Genomic DNA, 20874 nt, shown 5'->3' with positions numbered 1-20874 from the left:
CTCATGTCTGCTCCGCTACTTTCTCGCTCCATCGCACGTGCACCACGGCCACGTCGTCGCCGAGTCCTCCGTGACTTTCCGCCAGGGCCTCGGCCCGGTCGATCAGGGTGTCGACGAAGGCCTCGGGCGCCAGGTGCCCCTCCTCGCGGGCCAGCCGCAGCAGCCCCTCCTCGCCGAGGCGTTCCCCGCCGTCGCCGACCCGGCCCTCGAACAGCCCGTCGGTGAACATCATGATGCCGCCGCCCTCCGGCAGCTCCAACTCGTGCACGGGCCACGTCGAGACACCGGGCAGCAACCCGAGCGCGGGTCCGCCGGGCGCCTCGACCCAGTCGACCCCCCGGGAGCTGTGCAGCAGCAGACCCGGATGCCCGGCGCGCATCACCTGCACCCGGCGCCGGTCCGGCGACATGACGAGACTGGTGAGGGTGGCGAAATGCCGTTCGTTCGCCCGCTCGGCGACCATGATCCGTTCGAGCTTCTGCAACTGGGCGACACCGGTGACGCCGGTGATCACGAGGGTGCGCCAGGCGATCCGCAAGCTCACCCCGAGGGCGGCCTCGTCGGGACCGTGCCCGCAGACGTCGCCGATGAGCACGTGCACGGCGCCGTCCTCGGTCTGCACGACGTCGTAGAAATCCCCGCCGAGCAGCGACTGCTCACTTCCGGGCCGGTACCGCGCCACGATGTCCACGTCGCCGGCGTGGTGCAGCATCGGCGACGGCAGCAGTCCGCGTTCGAGGCGGGTGTTCTCCTGCGCCTGCAGCCGGCTGGCCTGCAACGCGACGGCGGCGTGCTCGGCCTGCTTGCGCTGGATGGCGTAGCGCACGGTCCGGCCGAACAGGTCCGGCTCCACGCGGCCCTTGACGAGATAGTCCTGGGCGCCGGCAGCGACCGCCGCCAGGCCCGTCTGCTCCTCGGCGAGGCCGGTGAGCACCACGACCGGGACGCCGGCGGCGTACTGCTGCACTCGCGCGAGGGCGTCCATGCCCTGGGCGTCGGGCAGATGCAGATCCAGCAGGATGCAGTCGGGCAGACCGGCGGCCAGTTCGGCGCGGGCCGCGGCCATCGTCTGGACCCATTCCAGGCGCATGCCCTGCGCGCTGTCCGCCACCAGCTCCTCGACGATGAGCGCATCGCCGGCGTCGTCCTCGATCAGGAGGACCGACGGCTCCTCCTGGGCCCAGTCGGTGTCCAGAGCGACCGGCGAAGTTGTGGTGCCTATTCCTGGTGGTGCGCCGGCAGGCCTGTGCTGCTCGGAGAACATGGCCCCTGCCCTTCGATCTCGTGTGTCGTGACTCCGGTCCCTCGCACCGGACGACAACAGGGGAAGAATACCTATCGTTCGCACGTTCACCGACGCCCGCGGCCGTCGAACCGGTCACCGGGCATGGCGGCCCTTGCGGGCTGCGGGCTCCGGGGCGCCGGGCCGGGCCAGCAGCGCGGCAATGCCCGTGGTCAGCGGAACGGACAGCGCCAGTGCGATACCGCCCACACACGCCCGCACCACCTCGATGGCGACGGCGTCGCCGGTGAGCACGTCCGACATGGACCGGCCGGCGACGCTGAACAGCAGCAACAGCGGCAGGGCGCCACCGGCGTACGCCAGCACGAGGGTGTAGACCGTGCTGGCGATGTGGTCGCGGCCGACCCGCATCGCGGAGGAGAACACCTTCCGGCGCGAGGCGGTGGGATCGAGCGCCGCCAGTTCGAAGGCCGAGGCTGCCTGGGTGATGGTCACGTCGTTGAGGACGCCGAGGGAGCCGATGATGAATCCGGCGAGCAGCAGACCGGTGATGCTGACCTGTTCGAGGTAGAGCTGCACGTCGGTGTTCTGTTCCTCGGACAGTCCCGTCAGATGGGTCATCCGGATCGTGACGTACGAGAGCACGGCGGCGAGCAACATCGACGCGAGGGTGCCGAGCAGGGCCGAGCTCGTGCGCAGGTTGACCCCGTGCGCGAGGTACAGCACGGCGTAGAGGATGATCGCGCCACCGACCAGGGCGACGGGCACGGCGGGTTTGCCGTCGAGCAACGCGGGGAGCATGAACACCACGAGCACACCGAACGCGATCAGCAGGCCGATCAGGGCGCGCAGGCCACGCCAGCGGGCGACGGCGACGATGACCACGGCGAAGGCGGTGATGATGAGCGCGATCGGGAGACCGCGGGCGTAGTCGTAGAACGAGTACTGGGTGGCGCCGGACGGGTCGACCTGCCGCACGAGCCGGATCTCCTCGCCGACACGCAGGTCGGGCTGCCCCGGGCCGGGCCCGATCTCGAGCAGGGTGCGGGTGCCCTCGTTGGGGCCCGAATCGATCGTGACGATGCTGCGCTGGCACTGGTAGGCCTCGGTGGGAGGCGGGACGGGGTCGCCGGTGAAGGGGCGGCCGGCCGAACTGCTGCCGCACGCGCCGATGTCCTGTTCGACGACGGTGCCGGCTTCGGTGACGACGGCTCCGCCGCCGGTGGTCTGGAGCGGGGCGGGGATGTCGACGGCCTCGCGGCTCGGCCACAGGGCCACGGCGCCCGCGAGCACGGCGATGCCGATCACGACGAGGAGTCCGACGACGACCTTCGCGGCGGTGGGTCCGACAGGGACGGGCCCGGAGAAGTGTCCGTGGCCGTGTCCGTGTCCGTGGCCGGTGGGCTCTGCTGGTGTCACTGCCACAGGGTAACGACGCGGTCGCGGTGAGGTCGCATCGCGGAATACGCGGTCACTCGAGGGGGAAGGGCTGGTGGTGGCGGGGAGCAGGGGGGTGTCCCCGCCACCGTCGACCTGATCTCGCACAGGGGGGGTGGCGATGATCAGGGAGCCCAGCACGCTGAGGTGCCGTAGACAAACGTACTGCGTCTGTCGGTCCACCGGGTAGTACCTACGGTGTGTCGGTCCTCACCGGAACCCGGCCGAACGCTCGTTCCCACCCGCTCGGCCTGCGACGATGCGGTTCGTTCGCGGCAACATATACTTTCGACAACGCTCGGCGTGTCGCGCATCCCGGGCGTGTCGCGGTCGGCTCGTTACCGGCCGAGATCACTGCTTGTAGCTGGACAGGAAGTTGCCGAACCGTTCGATGGCCACCGCGAGGTCGCGAGCCCAGGGCAGCGTCACGATCCGCAGATGGTCCGGATCCGGCCAGTTGAAACCGGTGCCCTGCACCATCAGGATCTTCTCCTGCAGCAACAGGTCCTGGACCAGCTTCTCGTCGTCGTGGATCTCGTACACGTCCGGATCGAGGCGCGGGAAGGCGTACAGGGCGCCGCGGGGCCTGACGCAACTCACCCCGGGAATCGAGTTCAGGCGCTCCCACGCCACGTCGCGCTGCTCGAGCAGCCGGCCACCGGGCAGGATCAGGTCCTCGATGCTCTGGTGCCCGCCGAGCGCGACCTGGATGGCGTGCTGAGCCGGCACGTTGGGGCACAGGCGGGTCGAGGCGAGCAGATCGATGCCCTCGAGGAAGCCGGCCGCGTGCTCCTTCGGACCGGTGATCGTCATCCACCCCGACCGGTATCCCGCCACCCGGTAGGCCTTCGACAGGCCGTTGTAGGTCAGGCACAGCAGGTCGGGGGCGAGGGTGGCCAGGGAGATGTGCTTGGCGTCGTCGTAGAGGATCTTGTCGTAGATCTCGTCGGCCAGAAGCAACAGCTGGTGCCGGCGGGCCAGTTGCACCAGCTGTTCGAGCACCTCGAGCGAGTACACGGCGCCCGTCGGGTTGTTCGGATTGATGACCAGCAGGGCCTTGGTCTTGTCCGTGATCTTCGACTCGATGTCCTCGATATCGGGATTCCAGTCGTTGGACTCGTCGCACAGGTAGTGCACCGGCGTGCCCCCGGCCAGGGACGTCATCGCCGTCCACAGCGGGTAGTCCGGCGCCGGGATCAGCACCTCGTCGCCGTCGTCGAGCAGGGCCTGCATCGTCATCGTGATCAGTTCGGAGACGCCGTTGCCGAGGTAGATGTCGTTGATGTCGAGCTTCGGGAAGCCCGGCACGAGCTCGTAGCGGGTGACGATGGCCCGGCGCGCCGACGCGATGCCCTTCGACTCCGAGTAGCCCTGGGCGTGGGGCAGCGCGGCGATCATGTCCTGCACGATCGTCTCCGGTGCCTCGAACCCGAACGGCGCCGGGTTGCCGATGTTGAGCTTGAGGATGCGGTGCCCCTCCGCCTCGAGCCGCGCGGCGTGCGCGTGCACCGGCCCGCGGATCTCGTACAGCACGTTCTGCAGCTTCGCGGACTGCTCGAGCTTCCGGCTGATGCGGTGGTGAAGGTGGCCCTGTTCTCCTGTACTCACGGCGTCCATGGTGCCACCCGTCCGCAACCGGGTTTCAGCCGGATTTGGCGCGCATTGCCGCGTCCACCGCGACGTTCGGCCCGAAAAGTGCAATCATGACGACTTGTGACCGTTGCGTCGGGGTGACGCGCGGGTGGATTGAGGAGTCGTACGGTATGGCACAGGGAACTGTGAAGTGGTTCAACGCCGAAAAGGGTTTCGGCTTCATCGAGCAGGACGGCGGTGGGCCCGACGTGTTCGTTCACTACTCGGAGATCCAGGGTTCCGGCTTCAAGTCGCTGGACGAGGGTGCCCGGGTCGAGTTCGAGATCGGACAGGGACAGAAGGGTCCGCAGGCCCAGGGGGTTCGTCCCATCTGAGCGGGTTCGTCCCGACATCTCGGCGGCGCTGCACCTCGGGTGCGGCGCCGCTGCTGTTTTCCGGTCAGGTGGGTTCGGGCCGGGTCACAACGCCGTGGGCACTTCGTCTCTTTTGTCCTACCATTCGGTAACATTCCGGCGCGTCGCGGGCATATGAAGGTGAAAACCGTGATGTTCGGGGGACGACGGGTGAGACAACCAGGGGGTTGGTGTAGATGGTGGGGGACGGTGCCGCTGTGGCGCAGTGGCGGGACCGCAAACGGTACCTGTGGCTCTGCGGACTCGCTGTCCCGCTGAGCCCGTTCGTCGCGTGGGCGCTCGTAAAGTACCTGCACCTCGGGCTGTTCTGGGCGTTCGGGGCGCTGCTGATCGCGGTGATCGTGCCGCTCGTCGACCGGTTCACCGGCGTCGACAAGGCCAACCCGCCCGACGAGCTCGTGCGGGAGCTCGAGGAGGACCGGTACTACCGCTGGTGCACCTACCTCTACCTGCCGCTGCAGTACGCCGGACTCGTCTTCGCCTGCTGGGTATGGACCGTCGCACCGATGGGTTGGCCCGAGCGGTTCGCGATGGCCGCCACCGTCGGCGTGGTCGGCGGCGTCGGCATCAACGCCGCCCACGAACTCGGGCACAAGCGCACCGACCTCGAACGCCGGCTCGCCAAGATCGCCCTCGCCCAGTCCGGGTACGGGCACTTCTTCGTCGAACACAACCACGGTCACCATCTGCGCGTCGCCACCCCCGAGGACGCCGCGACGGCGCGGTTCGGCGAGTCGTACTGGAAGTTCCTGCCGCGCTCGGTGTTCGGGGGCCTGCGGTCGGGCTGGCGGTACGAACGCGACCGCCTCGCCCGTCGCGGACTGCCCTGGTGGAGCCCGCGCAACAACGTCCTGAACGCCTGGGCGCTGACCGTCGCGCTGTACGCCGGCCTGATCGCGGTGTTCGGGTGGTCCGTCGCGCCGTGGCTGATCGTGCAGGCGGTTCTGGCGGTGATGTTCCTCGAGGCCGCCAACTACCTCGAGCACTACGGCCTGCTGCGGGAGCAGCGACCCGACGGTTCCTATGTGCGCGTGGCGCCGCGGCACAGCTGGAACAGCGACCACAGCTGCAGCAACCTGTTCCTCTACCACCTGCAGCGGCACAGCGACCACCACGCCAACCCGCTGCGGCGCTACCAGACGCTGCGCACGATGGAAGAGGCGCCGCAACTGCCCGCCGGTTACGCGGTCATGATCCTGCTGTCGTTCGTTCCGTCGTTGTGGCGCAAGGTGATGGATCCACGGCTGCTCGACCACTACGACGGGGACGTCTCACGCGCGAACCTCGATCCCGCCCGTCGCGAGGAACTGATCGCCCGGCACAGCTGACACCGTGCATCCGCGGTCGCCCTCGAATTCAGGTGTCGGCACGTGGTTTCCGGTGCGGGCACGGTTGTCCACAACCGGGAGATCCATCCACAGATCGAGTCGGTCCCGTCGTCGTCGCGGTGCGCGCCCGGGCCGATACGGCACTGTGACTGCATGGGCGACGAACACGACATCATCCGGCGCGCCGCGGCACTCGAGCGGGGCGTCAGCGATCGCGAGATCCAGCGCCTGTGCGGGCGCGGTCACTGGCACCGCGTCCACCGTGGCGCCTACCTGCCGGCCGAGAGTTTCGCGCAGCTCGACGAATACGGCCGCCACCGGCGGCGGGCTGTCGCGGTGGCAGGCGGGATGCGGTCCGACGCCGCGCTCAGCCACGTCTCTGCCGCCGTCCTGCACGGCCTCGCCCTGTGGAACACCCCGCTCGACGACGTCCACCTGACCCGCAATCGCGCCGGGGGAGCGAAGCGCACGCCGGGACGGAACCTGCATGCGTCGCCGTTCGCTCCGGACGAGGTCACCGATGTCGACGGAGCGCGCGTGCTCACCGTCGCGCGCACGGTCGCTGACCTCGTCCGCACCCTTCCGTTCGAGCAGGCCGTCGTCACCGGGGATCACGCCCTGCGCACGTGCGGGATCTCCGTCGCCGACGTGACCGATGCGCTGGCGCGCAACGTCCGCCACCCCGGCCATGCGAAGGGCGTGCGCGCGGCGCAGTTCATGGACGGGCGGAGCGAGAGCGTCGGCGAGTCCCGCAGCCGCGTGCTGTTCGTCCGCGACGGCCTTCCGATGCCCCTGACCCAGGCGACGATCCTCGACGCCCGTGGACGGTGGCTGGCCCGGGTCGATTTCCTGCTCGCGGACCACGGGGTGATCGGTGAGTTCGACGGTCGTGTGAAGTACCGGGGAGACGGCGTGGCGCCGGAGGAGACGGTGTGGCGGGAGAAGCAGCGCGAAGACCGTCTGCGCGATGCCGGCTGGACCGTCGTGCGCTGGGTGTGGGACGAGCTGGCCACACCTGCTGTGGTCGCCGAGCGTGTCCGGGAGGCGATTGTGCGGGCCGCGCGAGGGCCGCGGCCCACCGGAACGTTCCGGCCCTGACGTCGAGCTTGCACCCCCTGTCGCGTGCTTGCCCCCGTTGCAGGGGGTGCAAGCACGGTAGAAAAGGTGTCTGCTCAGGAAGACGACGACGCCCCCCACACGAGGTGGGGGGCGTCGCGGGTGTTACGAGCGCCGGCCGGGGGCCTTGGCGCCGGACCGGAAGCCCAGCGCGCCGGGCTTGGCCTGCGGCGGGGCCGGTGCCTCGGCACCGTTGGCCGACGCTTCCGCTCCGTTGGTCGACGGCGTCTCCGGCTCCGGTGCCTTCTCCGGCGGGGCGTCCGGATCGGGTGCCTCACCCGGGGGTGCGTGCGCCGGTTCCGGTGCCTTCGCGGGGGCGGGCTTCTCAGCCGGCTCGGGCTTCTCCGCGGGCGGCTCGGACGTCGCGGCCGGAGCCGTCGGCGCGGCGGCCTTACGGGCGCCGGGAGCCTTTGCTCCACCCTTGAAGGCCAGGCCACCCGGCTTCGCCTTCGGCGGCTCGGGAGCCGCCGAAGTCTCGGCAGCGGGTGCCGCCGCAGCGGGTGCTTCCGTGGCGGGTGCTTCCGTGGCGGGTGCTTCCGTGGCGGGAGCCTCGGCCGCCGGGGCGGCCTTCTTGGCGCCCGGAGCCTTGAGCCCACCCTTCATCTGCAGCCCACCCGGCTTGGCCTTCGGGACCGACGGCGCGGCCGGTGCCTTGGCAGCCGGTGCCTCCGTGGCGGGAGCCTCGGCGGCCGGAGCTGCCGGAGCGGCCTTCTTGGCGCCCGGGGCCTTGAGCCCGCCCTTCATCTGCAGCCCACCCGGCTTGGCCTTCGGTGCTGCCGGGGCCGATTCGCCCGTCGAGGCGGTGGCCGATTCGCCCGTGGAGGCGGTGGCCGGAGCGGATTCGCCGGTGGGGGCGGCCTTCTTGGCGCCCGGAGCCTTGAGTCCGCCCTTCATCTGCAGTCCGCCGGGCTTGGCGGCGGGTGCAGCGGGAGCTTCGGCTGCGGCGCCGTCACCGGAAGCCTTCGCGCCCGGAGCCTTCAGGCCGCCCTTCATCTGCAGTCCGCCCGGCTTCGCGCCGGGAGCCTTGGCGGCGCCCTTCATCTGCAGACCGCCGGCCGGGGCCGTCTTGGGGGCTGCCGGCGTCGCGGCCGCCTCCTCGATCTCTTCGACGCGTTCCTTCTCCTCGGTCTCGGCGACGGCCTCGGACGCCACGGCGGCGCCCTTCGAGTCCGCGGCCGGTGCGGGAGCGGGCCGCTCACTCGGGATCACCTCGAGGTTCTTGCCGAGCTGCGCCGGTTCGAGACGCGTGATCGAGTCGAGCATGAGCTGCGCGACGTCGACGACCTCGACGCCCTCACCCTCGCCCTTCTCCTGGCGAGCGGTGACACCGTCGTTGAGCATGACGCGGCAGAACGGGCAGCCGGTGGCGATCTTCGACGGACTCGTCGACAGCGCCTCGTCGACGCGGTCGATGTTGATCCGCTTGCCGATCTTCTCTTCCATCCACATGCGGGCACCACCGGCACCACAGCACATGGACCGCTCGCCGTGCCGCGGCATCTCGGTGAGCTTCGCACCGGACGCAGCCATCAGCTCGCGCGGCGCGTCGTACACCTTGTTGTGCCGGCCGAGGAAGCAGGGATCGTGGTAGGTCACGTCCTGGCTCACCGACGCCACCGGCACCAGCTTCTTCTGCCGCACGAGGCGGTTGAGCAGCTGGGTGTGGTGGACGACCTCGTAGTTGCCGCCGACCTGCGGGTACTCGTTGTTGAGCGCGTTGAAGCAGTGCGCACAGGTGACGACGATCTTGCGCTTGGAGTCCTCGACGCCCTCGAACACCGAATTCAGCGTCTCGATGTTCTGCATCGCGAGCTGCTGGAACAGGAACTCGTTGCCCGCGCGACGGGCCGAGTCACCGGTGCAGGTCTCCTCGGCGCCGAGCACCATGAACTTCACGCCGGCGGTCGCGAGCAACTCGGCGACGGCCTTGGTGGTCTTCTTGGCCCGGTCCTCGTAGGCACCGGCGCAACCGACCCAGAACAGGTACTCGTAGTCGGCGAAGCTGTCGGCGTCCTGGCCGAACACCGGAACGTCGAAGTCGAGCTCGGAGATCCAGTTGAGCCGGTCCTTGGCGTTCTGGCCCCACGGGTTGCCCTTGTTCTCGAGGTTCTTGAACAGACCCGCGAGCTCGGACGGGAAGTCGGACTCGATGAGCACCTGGTAGCGGCGCATGTCGATGATGTGGTCGACGTGCTCGATGTCCACCGGGCACTGCTCGACGCAGGCACCGCAGTTGGTGCAGCTCCACAGCGTCTCCGTGTCGATGACGGGTGCGAGCTCGCCTTCGACGGTCTCACCGACGAGCCGGCGGTCGGTCTCGGCCAGCGCTGCGGCCGGGATCTTTCCGAGCTTGGCTTCGTCCGGGTTGCCCTCGGCGTCGACCAGTCCGATCTCGTCGCCACCGAGGTCCTTACGGCCACCGGCGAGCAGGTAGGGAGCCTTGGCGAAGCCGTGATCGCGCAGCGAGGTGATGAGCAGCTTGGGCGACAGCGGCTTGCCGGTGTTCCAGGCCGGGCACTGCGACTGGCAGCGGCCGCACTCGGTGCACGTGCTGAAGTCGAGCCAGCCCTTCCAGGAGAAGTCCTCGATCTTCCCGGCACCGAAGGTGTCGGTGTCCGGATCGGCCGTCTCCATGTCGATGGCCTTGCCCTTCGACGTCATCGGCTTCGCGGCGCCGAGGGCGACGCCACCGTCGTCCTCACGCTTGAAGTAGATGTTGAAGAACGCGGCGAAGCGGTGCCAGGCGACGCCCCACGTGATGTTGCGGCCGACGACGTACAGCCAGATCATGCCGGACATCAGCTTCACGAACGCGAAGATCGACACCATCACAGCACTCGCCGGCAGCAGCTTGGCGAGGTTCATCGTGAAGAAGTCGGTCCACGGGTTGGCGTGGCCGTAGGTCGCGATCTTGCCGGCCTTGACGAAGATCATGCCGAGGCCCTCGATGAGGACGACGGCCTCGACGAAGTACGCGGCCCGGAAGTCGGAGCCGGCGAAACGCGAGAGCCGCTCGGGCTTCCGCGGGTGGTTCAGCTGCCGGATGATGATCAGCGCGGTGATGCCGATCACGGTTCCGAGGCCGAGCAGTTCGTCGATCAGGTGGTAGACGGCGGTGTTGCCGATCAGCGGCCAGTGGAACGCCGGATCGAAGGTCTGGCCGTAGGCCTCGAACCAGACGATCGCGCCGAGCATGAAGCCGACCATCACCAGCCAGTGGGCCCAGCCCACGGTGCGGAACTTGCTCATCCGGGTGTGTGCGACGAACTCGACGAGCATCTGCTTGAAGCGCGGGAAGAACGGCTGCCACCGATCCGGAGCCGGCTGGCCGATCCGAACGACGTTCACCATCTTCATCGCGCCACCGATGAACGAGTACCAGCACACCAGACTGAGCAGCACGCCGATCGTGCCCAACGTGATCGTCAGGGCATTCATAGGTGGCCTTTCGTGTCGGGGGCGGCCGCGGCCGCCTGGTATAAGCCCACGCATCGTAACCCGAACTAAGTTACCAGCCGGTAGCTATAGGAAGTTACCGGACGGTAGTCTAGTCTCGCGGTGCTGCGGCGCGGTGCCTGGTGGAGGTCGACCGCGTGGGGGGCGGCCGAATTGCCGCATCGCGCCGTAGCGTGAGTGTCCGCCCACGGTAAGCGTTAAACCTTTCGACTCATTGAGTCAGGCATACCTAACGTGCGGTAACCGGTCACGCTTCGATATCCCTACCGCCGAGTCGGGCAACGGACCGGCAACGGATTCGGCACATTCCGGACGCGACGATCCCTGTGATGTCGGTTATGATGCTGCGCGAGATGTGCTTCGCGCACCCGCGATCAGGGCCTACGGTGCGCAGGGGCGCATTGGTGTCATAACTTGGGGGGCGTCCGTCGGGGGCGTGCGCCGAAGTCACAGAACGGAATCGAATGAAGTTCAGGAAGCTCGCCGCCGTGGCGACGATGACCATCGCCGCCGTCGGCCTCACCGCCGGCACGTCCTACGCCGCACCCGCGGTCACGGCACCGGAGAAGATCAACTACGAGACCCAGGCGGAAGGCGACTCCGTCGTCACCGTCATCGACGCCGGTTCGTTCGCCGTGTCCGGCGACGGCAAGAGCGTGGAACTGCAGGACAGCGACGGCAACGCCGTCGTCAGCCTGCCGCTGGCCATCCAGCTCGGTGACCTGCAGCTGCCCTTCGAGCGGGAGATCAGCGAGGATGGCAAGACCCTGACCCTGACGCCGGTTGTCGACCCGTCGAAGGCCACTCCGGTCGACCCCGAGGACAAGGTCGCTCCGGGCCTCAACCCCGTCAGCCTGAAGCTGAACGACGTCGCGTCGCCCGAGGAGAACCTGAAGGCGCAGCAGAACTTCGCGTCGCAGCTGGGCATCGCCACCGCCGTCGGTGGACTGGTGGGCACCATCATCGGTGCGATCGCGGGTTGCATCGTGGGAGTCGGCGTCGGTTGCATCCCGGGTGCCACCATCGGCGGCATCATCGGCACCATCGTTGCCGGTGGTCCGACCCTGGTCGTCGCCGGTATCGGCCTGATCAACACCCTCATGGCGCCCCCGGGCACCACGGAGTGGGCCGAGAAGTAGTCCTCGCGCCGACAAGCCCCTGCGGCCCCGTCACCGTTCCGGTGGCGGGGCCGCAGTCGCTTTCTCTCGGCATCCTCAGGAGTTGAGGGTGATCAGCCGGAAAAGGTGCACCACGAGCTCGGCGGCATAGACCACCACATCGACCCCGACCAGCAACAGATCTGTTGACACCGGCCACTCACCTTCTGTCGAACCGGCCGTCGACGGACGCCGGGATATACAACAGTCCGGCTGCGGATCACTCCACAGCCGGACCTCGGGACGCTCAGGATCCTAAACCGGTCGGATGGTTTCCGGTCGTCGCGGACGGCGCGACACGCCGCACAGCACGAGGGCCCGCCTCCGATCGGAAGCGGGCCCTCGTCAGGCACTCAGCGTGAAGCTCTCACCCAGTGAGGATCACCAGGTGCGCACGCGCAGGCCGGGGTTCTCGGCGAGGATCGCGGAAATCGGCGTCGCAAACAACTCCGGTGACTCACCGAGCAGTCCGCTGACCACGCCGGCGATCTCGCACATGCCGTACTGGCCGACGTTCGACGCGCTGGAGATGCCCAGGGCGAGGGTGCCGGTGACGATCGTGCCGCCGCTGTCGCCCTGCAGGGCACACAGGTTGGTGGAGAAGCCGTCCCGCAGCACGCGGTGGCCGACCTCGACGGTCTGACCGGACGCGGTCACGACACCGCAGCTGTAGCCCGAGCGGACGCCGGACTTGCACGCGGGGGCGCCGACGACGGGCTCGGCGATACCGGTGATCGGCAGCGGCGCCGCGAGCGGCACCCGCACCCCGTTGTTCTCGAACCGCCCCTGTGCCTCACCGGTGGGCCGGATCAGGGCGTAGTCGTGACCGTCCAGGCTGGTCTTCTCGAAGGTGCCGACCTGCTGGCCGAGCTCCTCGCCGATCAGGTGGTACACCTTCGACGCGAACTCGGTGCCGGCCGACGGCCGGTTCGGGTCGCAGTGCCCGGCGGTGATGTTGACCGGCCGGTCCGAGCCGTCGACGGCGTTGAAGCCGAGCGAGCAGCGCAGACCCTCGCCGGCACCGAGAGCGGCATAGGCGTCGCCGCCGAACAGGGCCGTCGGGGCCGCGAGATCGGCGACGGGCTGCAGGTCTCCTGCGGCCGGCTCCGGGACGAGCGGTGCGGGCGCGAACAGCACCCGGGCGCCCTGCAGGAAGTCGGGCAGCTGGATCCCGGCGACGTTCTCGGTGCGCAGCACGACGTCGTTGTGCACGACGTCGATGGCGACGCCGCGAATCAGGTCGGCGACGGCGGGCGGCTGGGTGGCCAGCCAGTCGTTCAGCGCCTTCAGCTCGTCGCGCAGCTCCGTCTCGGTCCGGTCGGTGTCCTCGACGGTGAATCCGGCGTCCTCGGCGGCCTCGCGGGCAGCGTCGTAACCGTCACCCTCGGTCAGCCCCACCTTTGGCGTGCCGTCCTGCTCGAGCCACACCCCGGAGAACACGGCAGCGAACTTCTCCCGCGCCGTCTCGGCGAAGCGGGCCAGCTCCTGGCTGCGGGCTGCGTCCGTCAGGTACCGCTCGGGGCTCATCTGCAGGTCCCGGGCCAGCGCCTCCACGAGTTCGTTCGGCAGCGCCGTCGCCTCGATCGGGGCCGGTTCGGCCTGGGCGATGGCAGCGGCAGGGCCGAACAGCATGAGCGCTGCCGAACCGTAGACCGCTGCTCGACGGGCGAAGGAGCGTCGCATGGATGCCTTCCTCGTTGATCTCCGCGACGGTGCGTGGAGATACCGGCCCCGGGCGGGCCGGTGCTGGATGGGACGATCATATGGGGTCGGCCGCGCGAACACCCAGCCGTGCGGCGTGGCGCGGGACCGGTCAGGCCGCGGCGCCGGTGCGCACCCGCGCACCGGTCTCGGCCTCGATGTCCTGGATCGCGATGCCGAGGCTGGAGGTGCCGCCCTGCGGCGCGAGGACGAGATTGGCCTCGACGCAGTCCGGGGCGCCGGAGCTGTTGGAGCCGCTGATCACCCCGAGTGCGAGGGTGCCGGTGACGATGGCACCGCCGCTGTCGCCGGAGAGGGTGCAGACCGTGGTCGCGAAGCCCCGGATCGTGGTGCTCGTGCCGTCGGCGCGGACCAGCTGGGTCTCGATCCGGTCGGCGGCGACGATGCCGCACGTGAAGTACGACGACTGCCCGGACTTGCACACCGGGGCACCGGCCACGGGCGCCGCGGTGCCGGTGACGGTGAGCGTCGAGCCGTTGCCGCCGCGGATCACGGGCCGGTTCAGGCCGACGTCCGCGCCCGCCTGGTCGAGGCCGATGATGCCGTAGTCCAGGGTGCTGCCCTCGCCGACGGTCGAGCGGGTGAACGCGCCGATCTTCACGCTCTCGTCGATGTTCTCCCGGTTGGGCAGGTAGACGGTGGAGCCGCCCTCCTCGCGGGCGACCGCGTCGCAGTGACCGGCGGTGATGTTGACGGCCGATCCGTCGGCGTCGACGGCGTTGAAGCCGAACGAGCACACGCCGATGCGGTCGAGCGGCGTCGAGCGGACGTCACCGTCGGCGGTGATGTAGGTGTCGCCTCCGAGCGGGCCCGGCTCGTTCGGCGGCTGGCCGGGGGTGAGCATGACCTGGACGTTGGCGATCAGCGTCGGCAGGTTCAGGGCGCGGCCGGCGGGGCTGTTGGCGATGTCGACGATCAGACGGTTGTTGAACACGTCGATCGACGTGGAGTTCACCTGGGAGGCAAGTTCGCGGGGCAGCGCGGCGACCCAGCGGTTCAGCTCGGCGAGGGACTGCTCGAGCCCGTCCGCGGACACCGGCGCGACGGTGGCGTGGTAGCCGTCGTTCTCGGCCTGCCGGGCAGCGTCGGGGTTGGTGACCGCGACGACAGGCCGGCCGTCGGTGCCCAGCCATGCCCCCGCGAAGTCGTCCGGCCGTTCGGCGCGGAAGGTGCGCGCGTAGTCCGCCAGTTCCTGGGCGCGCTCGGACCGCTCGAGGTACTCGTCGGCGCTGATCTTCAGGTCCCGGCTGATGGCCTCGACGAGTTCGGCGGGCAACTGATCCGCGGGCAGCTGGTCGGCGTGGGCGGTCGCGGCGAGCGGCCCCGCCAGCAGCAGTGCCGACGCCGCAGCGACGACGACACGGCGGACGGTGGTACGAGCAGCGGCGCGCGACGCCGACGAGTAACGCATGGGGGCCCTTCGAGAATGAGTTGACGGGTTTCGTGCGTGATCGTGTCGCGGGAGCGAGCACGACCGTGTGACAGCGTACGGGACGGTGGGTATCACTCCGGTGCCTCCGAACTGGTGGTGTCCGTTGGGTCCGGTTCCGTGGTTCCGGTGGGGGTCGACGTGGACGTCGTGGTCGGTGCGACGGTCGCGGTGGCGGTGGGGGTTGTCGTCCGGGTGGGCCGGTTCCGGTCGCGGGTGGCCTCGCTCGTGGTGGGTTCGGTAGTGGTCGAGCGCGTGGTGGTGGGCGCCGGGCGGGACGTGGTGGACCGGACCGACGGTGCGACCGCGGCGGTGGAAAGCGATTCGGTGACGACGGGCCCGGAATCGACGGGCCCGGGGTCGACGGCGACCGGTGCCGCGTCGGGGGTGGTCGCCGGGGCGGCGCTGGTGCCAGGCGGAGTCCCGGTGGTCGACGGCACCTGCACGGCGCTCGACAGCGACTCATAGGCGGCGCCCGCCTCCCGTACCGGGGTGCCGGCCGGGGTGTCCCGCAGCGAGAACACCAGGGCACCCAGTCCCACGAGCAGCGCGACGGCTGCCGCGACGGCGCCGCTCACGACGAGCCGGTTGCGCGGAGCGGGGTCCGGCTCGGCAGGCATCCGGTCGGTGACGGTCGTCGCGACGGCGTCGACAGGGGGTTCGGTGGCGACAGGCGGTTCGGTGGCGACAGGGGGCTCGAGCGGTGTGCGTGCGGCGGCGCCCGAACGGACCGCCGGGATGATCCGGGTGGCGCCGACCATGTCTGCCGATCCGGCCGCGGCGGCGAGCGCCGCGCCCCGCACCACCGTGTGCTGCGGCTGCGGGGGCAGCACACACCGCACGCCCATCCCGGCCTTCACGGTCTGCGCGACGAGTTGTGCCGCCGACGGGTCCATGGGGTCCTCGGTGCTGATCACGACGGCGTCGAGGTTGCTGACGAGCCAGCCGAACGCACCGAGCGCGGCCGACAGCTGCGAGGGCACCGACGGGGCGTCGCCCTCGGGATAGCGGAACGCGCGGCCCGCGGCGACACCGGAACGCACGAGCGTCACCGTCGATCCGCCGGCGTCCAGGTGATAGACGGCGACGAGCCGGCCGCTCTGCTGCGCGACCCGCGCCTCGAACCACGCCGCGACGGCCTCGGCGTCCGACACCAGGGCGACGTGCCGCAACCCGACGTAGTCGAGGGCGTTGCGCAGTACTGCGACGGTGGCCGGCGACCATTCGGTGGGATGCGCGGCGGCCACCGTCGCCGGGGAGTCGCCGACCAGGGATGCGGCGTCGGCGAGGAGGCATTCCATCGCGGTCGCCACGAGGTCCTCGGCGCGGGAGAGCGCCCCGTCCTCGGCGCGCACCCCGGCCGGATCGCCCACCCGGTCGACGAAGCCGGAGAAGGAGCTGCACACGCCGGTGCCGGGGTCGCGGACGCCGAGCGTCGCCGTGCCGTCGGAGTGCAGGTGCAGGCGGGTGAGGCGTTCGACCGGTTCGGGGTCGGGACGGATGCCCTCGGCGGAGGTGACGGCCACGGCGGACACGACGGTGCCGACTCTCAGGCCCACGCCTACGGACATGCGGAAGTCCCCCCGTTCCCACTGGTTGCCGGTTGCCGAGCCTCGGCCCCGTGCCCGAGCGCACGGAGCATCGAGATGAGCTCCGATCGCGAGCCGGCGCCGAGCCGCCGCCGGATGCGCGCGACGTGATGCTCGACAGTCTTCGCGGAAATGTACAGGCGGGACCCTACTTCGCGGTAGGTCAGTCCGGCGACGACGAGGTCGGCGACCTCCGCCTCCCGATCCGACAGGGGACTCGGGGCCGTCGGCGACTCGGCAGCGGGTGCCGGTGCGGCGGTGCGCGGCCCGGCGGACGGGTGCCGCACGGCCCGCGCGACCTGCAGCAGGGCCGTCGCCGCCGCGGTGTCGTCCACCCGCAACGCGGCCTCGCCGGCCAGTCGTGCTCCGTCCCAGGGCAGGCCGATCGCGGCGAGCGACTCCGCGGCCGCCTGCACCCGCACGGGGTCGACGTCGCCCTGCAGCACCCGCAGCCACGCCTGACCGGCCCGCGCCAGGGCTGACGCGTAGGCGGTGGACTCCGCCGCCGCCCCGAGCGCGCGGGCGTGTGGCAACAGTTCCGCGGGCCGGTCCGCGGCGATGGCCGCCTGCACCCCGTACCAGTGCAGCGTCGCGCCCCACAGGGGCGGTTCGTCGAGGGTCGACAGGAGATCCTGCGCCTGAGCGATCAGATGGGCGATGCGGTCGGCCTCGCCGAGCCGGACCGCCGCGAGCCACAACTCGCCGAGGGGCAGCAGGCTCAGCAGGTCCACCGAGTACTCGGCCACCACGCCCTGCGCCGCGGTCCAGGCGGCGGTCAGCGCGCCGACGTCGCCGCCGCGGCGGGCCAGGCCCACCCGCAGCCCGTGCAGGAACAGCTGGTCCCGCTGCTCGGTGACCGCGGGGGCGAGCTCGTCGGCGGCGGCCGTGGCGGCCGGCAGATCGCCGCCGACCAGCGCCGTCCAGGCCGCGAGCAGGCGGTGCCGCACGGAGGGCACGGTGGTGGCGCGGCCGAGCACGGCGGCGGCATGGGCGAGTTCGCCCGAGTGCAGGCACAGCAGGGCCGTGACCGCCTCCGGGGTGTCCGGCAGCAGCCGTGTCCGGTCGCCGGCGCCGTGCACGGACAGGGCCCGCGTGAGGCTGTTCATCGCGACGCGCCCGTCGCCGCCGACGGACTCGCGCAGGCCGGCAGCCAGCAACTGAGCGGACGCCGCGGACGACGTCGGTGCCGGCGCAGCCGTGCCGAACCGGGCAGCGGCGCCGGGACGGCCCGCGGCGAGCAGCACCGTCGCGGCGATCGGCGCATCGGCGCCCGCGCGTTCGGGACCGAGCCACTCGTACAGATCCGCGCTGCGGCCGAGCATGCCGCGGCGCGCGGCGACGGTCGCGGCGATGCGGGTCGCGGCGGTCAACTCGTCGCCGGGCAGGGTCGCGGCGCGGTCGAGCAGCCGGTCGGTGAGCTGGGCGGCAGTAACGAGATCACCTGCGAGCCCGGCGGTCTCGGCGCGGCGCACCTCGAGCGCGTCGGCGTCGGCCCCGGCGCGGATCGCGGCGTCGTACAGCGCGAGGGCCTGCGCGGGCGCGGCCTCGGCGGCGAGCATCACGAGAAGGTCCGCGAGGCGGGCGTCGGCCACGCCCGCCTCGGCGAGGGCTCGGGCGGCGTCCGCGGACAGCAGCCCAGCGTCGAGACGCAGCGTCGCCAGCCGGTGCGCGAGCGTGCGGACGCCGTGGGACCCGAGGACGGTGGCGGGCACCGCGGCGGCCGCGGGGATCGGGACGTCGCCGTCGACGGTGAGCAGACCGCTGGCCCGCGCGGCGTCGACGAGTTCACGCGCGCGGTCCGCCTCGACGCCGAGGACGGGGGCGACCTCGAGCGGATCGAGGGTGCCGCCGAGGGCGGCGAGCACCAGTATTCGAGGCAGGTCCGGGTCGTCGCCGGCGAGCCGGTCCCGGACGCGGGCCGCGGCGGCCCGTCGGGGATCGGTGCCGTCGCGCAGTGCGACGAGAGCCGCGTCCACGACGTCGCGGGTCCCGCCGGTCAGGCGGTGCACCGCGCGGATCGGTTCCGGGCGTGGCGTGAGTCCGAGAGTTGCTGCCCGACCGGCGATTTCGCGAGGGCTGAGGGGACGCAGTTCGACGAGCGCCGAATGCGCGCCGAACGCGGACGACAACGCGCGCAGATCGCTGCGGTGCGGCCGCGGCTCCGTCGCGACGACCACCGCCCGCTCGCCACGCCGCACCTGCTCGGCGAGCGCGAGGACGGACTCGGCGGGCAGGGTGTGCGCGTCGTCGACCACCAGCGCCGACGTCGCAGGCGAATCCGGATCGGTGCCGACGGTGAGGTCCCGATCGGCGAGCGTCTGCCGCACCGAGGACAGCAACGCGGACTTGCCGCTGCCGGCGGGACCGGTGAGCAGCAGCCGGGGTGGGCTCGCGGCGACGGCCTGCGCGACGTCGCGCGGCAGGGAAACAGGCTGCGGCATCGGTCAGTTGCCGAGGAGTCCGCCGACGCCGTCGACGACGCCACCGACGGCACCGCCGACCCCGTCGACGACACCGCCGACCGCGTTGCCGGCGCCGCCGACGACCGCACCGGCACCCTGACCGGCACCGCCGAGGGCGTCACCGACCTGCGAACCGTAGTTCGGCGCGGGCGCCGGGGCGGGAGCGGGCGCCGGGGCCGGAGCGGGTGCCGGAGCCGGAGCGGGGACGACCGTGGTCGTGGGGACGGGGGCAGCCGGGGCGACGGTTCCGGGAGCAGGAGCTCCGGGGGCCGGCGCTGCGGGCGCCGCACCGGGTGCGGAGGTGCCGGCAGGAACAGACCCGGCAGGGGCGACGGTGCCCGGCGCCCCGGGCGTCGCCGCCGTGGCCGCGGCCCGGGTACCCGGTGTCGTCCCGGGCACGGCACTGCTCGTGCCGGACCCCGTGGTCGCGGTCGTCGCCGGCCCCCCGGCCGAGGCGGGGGTCGCGCCCGGGACGGTCGCGGAGGTGGAGACGCCCGCGCCGGCCTCCGAGGCGTCGGAGGTGCCGAGCGTTCCCACCGCGAGGCCACCCGCACCGAGCACGACGAGCGCAGCGGCCGCGGCCCCCGCGAGCACGTAGCGCCGCGACCGGGAGGGGGCCGGAGCCGCGGCGGCCGGAGTCGCGGTGGGGACGACTGCCGGGCGAACCGTCGAGATCGCTTCGGTCGGCCGGTCCGTCGTCACGGGCAGCACGGTGGTGGGCACATCGTCGTCCGCCAGGGCGGCGACCGCGGCTCCCGCCCGCGGCTGAGCCGCCCCGAGGGCTGCGGTGTGGGCCGGATGCGGCCCGGCCGCCACCGCGACGCCCAGCTCCGCCGAGAGCAGCTCGGCGACCAGGGGGATGGCGCCGCCGCCCCCGGTGAGCAGCACCCGCCCCACATCCGACGGCTCGACCCCGGCCCCGCGCAGGGCCTCGTGCACCAGCGCCATCGACTCCTGCAGCGGGCCGCGAGCCAGTTCCTCGAACTCGTCGCGGACGAGACGCACGTCCCGCCGCACACCGGGCAGATCGATCGCGACGACCGTCTCGGTGTCGGTCGACAGCTGCTCCTTCGCGGCCCTCGACCGGGTACGCAGCTCCGCCAGCGCCGCCGTCATCGGAGCGGCGAACGGATCGAGGTCGGCGACGTCGTCGCGCACGGTGTCCAGCAGATGGGTGGTGACCAGATGGTCGAGGTGGCCGCCGCACACGTCCTCGCTCGCGATCGGGCGGCCGAGAAGAACCGGCTCGGCGCCGGTGCGTACCACCGAGACGTCGAGAGTGCGGGCGCCCAGGTCGTAGACGACGACCACACCGTCGCCGAGGGAACCCTGGGTGGACTCGAGCCAGCGCACGGCGGCGATCGGCTCGGGCATCAGCGTCACGTCCGCGAGCCCGGCCTGCACCAGGGCCTCGCGCAGCGCGTCGACGGTGTAGCCGGCCCAGGTCGCCGGATGCGCCACCGTGATCGTGGGGGCCTCCGGCAGGTCGAGCGAGGCCTCGTGCACCAGGCAGCCGATCGCCGTCGCGGTCAGGTCCGCCCCGGAGTACGACGCTCCGTTGTCGGCGAGCACACCGACCGGATCCCCGACGCGGCTCACGAAGTCGGTGAACACCAGTGCACCCGGTGCGGCCGGGCGGCGACCGAGGTGTGGCGCGTCGTCGGGGGGAAGGTGCAGTTCGCTGGCACGGGACAGGACGACCGGGCGGTACGTGTCGGCGCGATCGAACGCGGTGGCCGCCACCGAATCGGCCGAACCGATCGTGACTCCGAGCCCTGCTGCCATGTCGTTTCGCTCCCTGTTCGGGGCGGACGTGTCCGCCGTGTCGCGTTGAATGTCGTCATCGGACACGATCTCGTTAGCCCGATACGAGACCTTCGACCCTGGTGCGGGGGCGATCCCCCTGTCCGCCCCGATCCCCTAACGCGC

13 protein-coding genes are annotated in these 20874 nt (G+C 71.2%); 4 read left to right on the top strand and 9 right to left on the bottom strand.

From position 1 onward, the window contains the following. Position 1: 1 nt before the first annotated feature. The 3 genes from ACM26Y_RS19895 to ACM26Y_RS19885 form a co-directional block, all read right to left on the bottom strand. Positions 2-1264: a PP2C family protein-serine/threonine phosphatase gene (locus tag ACM26Y_RS19895; protein WP_416061687.1), complete on the bottom strand. Its 1263-nt coding sequence runs from the start codon at positions 1262-1264 to the stop codon at positions 2-4. A 114-nt stretch (positions 1265-1378) separates the two neighbouring features. Further along, positions 1379-2668 (bottom strand): YibE/F family protein, encoded by a 1290-nt coding sequence (locus ACM26Y_RS19890; protein ID WP_416061686.1) that lies wholly within the window; start codon positions 2666-2668, stop codon positions 1379-1381. Positions 2669-3031: 363 nt separating this feature from the next. Next, positions 3032-4297 (bottom strand): pyridoxal phosphate-dependent aminotransferase, encoded by a 1266-nt coding sequence (locus ACM26Y_RS19885; protein ID WP_054373990.1) that lies wholly within the window; start codon positions 4295-4297, stop codon positions 3032-3034. Positions 4298-4443: 146 nt separating this feature from the next. Here ACM26Y_RS19885 and ACM26Y_RS19880 point away from each other — a divergent pair, with 146 nt between their 5' ends. From ACM26Y_RS19880 to ACM26Y_RS19870, 3 genes are all read left to right on the top strand, one after another. Next, complete coding sequence (locus ACM26Y_RS19880) at positions 4444-4647, top strand: cold-shock protein (RefSeq protein ID WP_003938894.1); 204 nt, start codon at positions 4444-4446, stop codon at positions 4645-4647. 215 nt (positions 4648-4862) lie between these two features. Then, positions 4863-6014 carry an alkane 1-monooxygenase gene (locus tag ACM26Y_RS19875; protein ID WP_416061685.1) on the top strand — a complete coding sequence of 384 codons (1152 nt, stop codon included), beginning with the start codon at positions 4863-4865 and terminating at the stop codon, positions 6012-6014. A 153-nt stretch (positions 6015-6167) separates the two neighbouring features. After that, positions 6168-7112, top strand: a complete 945-nt coding sequence (locus ACM26Y_RS19870) for a type IV toxin-antitoxin system AbiEi family antitoxin domain-containing protein (RefSeq protein WP_416061684.1) — start codon at positions 6168-6170, stop codon at positions 7110-7112. A 123-nt stretch (positions 7113-7235) separates the two neighbouring features. On the opposite strand, the gene ACM26Y_RS19865 is transcribed toward ACM26Y_RS19870, so the two are convergent. Beyond that, positions 7236-10568: a heterodisulfide reductase-related iron-sulfur binding cluster gene (locus tag ACM26Y_RS19865; protein WP_416061683.1), complete on the bottom strand. Its 3333-nt coding sequence runs from the start codon at positions 10566-10568 to the stop codon at positions 7236-7238. Between the two features lie 482 nt (positions 10569-11050). On the opposite strand from ACM26Y_RS19865, the gene ACM26Y_RS19860 reads away from it, so the two are divergent. Then, positions 11051-11725, top strand: a complete 675-nt coding sequence (locus ACM26Y_RS19860) for an ammonium transporter (RefSeq protein WP_371382369.1) — start codon at positions 11051-11053, stop codon at positions 11723-11725. A 399-nt stretch (positions 11726-12124) separates the two neighbouring features. On the opposite strand, the gene ACM26Y_RS19855 is transcribed toward ACM26Y_RS19860, so the two are convergent. The 5 genes from ACM26Y_RS19855 to ACM26Y_RS19835 all read right to left on the bottom strand — a co-directional run bounded on the left by ACM26Y_RS19855 (position 12125) and on the right by ACM26Y_RS19835 (position 20730). Next, on the bottom strand, positions 12125-13426 hold the full coding sequence (locus ACM26Y_RS19855) for a S1 family peptidase (protein ID WP_416061682.1): 1302 nt from the start codon (positions 13424-13426) through the stop codon (positions 12125-12127). 130 nt (positions 13427-13556) lie between these two features. Then, positions 13557-14876 carry a S1 family peptidase gene (locus ACM26Y_RS19850; protein WP_416061681.1) on the bottom strand — a complete coding sequence of 440 codons (1320 nt, stop codon included), beginning with the start codon at positions 14874-14876 and terminating at the stop codon, positions 13557-13559. A 92-nt stretch (positions 14877-14968) separates the two neighbouring features. Continuing rightward, entirely contained in the window at positions 14969-16465 is a 1497-nt protein-coding gene (locus ACM26Y_RS19845) for a hypothetical protein (protein ID WP_416061680.1), read from the bottom strand. Beyond that, positions 16456-18924, bottom strand: coding sequence for a LuxR C-terminal-related transcriptional regulator (locus ACM26Y_RS19840; protein ID WP_416061679.1), 2469 nt, complete (start codon positions 18922-18924; stop codon positions 16456-16458). The genes ACM26Y_RS19845 and ACM26Y_RS19840 overlap by 10 nt, the downstream gene beginning before the upstream one ends. A gap of 3 nt (positions 18925-18927) precedes the next feature. Further along, positions 18928-20730: an Hsp70 family protein gene (locus ACM26Y_RS19835; protein WP_416061678.1), complete on the bottom strand. Its 1803-nt coding sequence runs from the start codon at positions 20728-20730 to the stop codon at positions 18928-18930. Positions 20731-20874 lie beyond the last annotated feature (144 nt).

The sequence above is a fragment of the Rhodococcus indonesiensis genome (assembly GCF_047782815.1).
In the GTDB taxonomy this organism is placed as follows: Bacteria; Actinomycetota; Actinomycetes; order Mycobacteriales; family Mycobacteriaceae; genus Rhodococcus; species Rhodococcus indonesiensis.
Note: the sequence above shows the minus strand (reverse complement) of the source record. Positions and strands in the feature narration are given on the sequence as shown.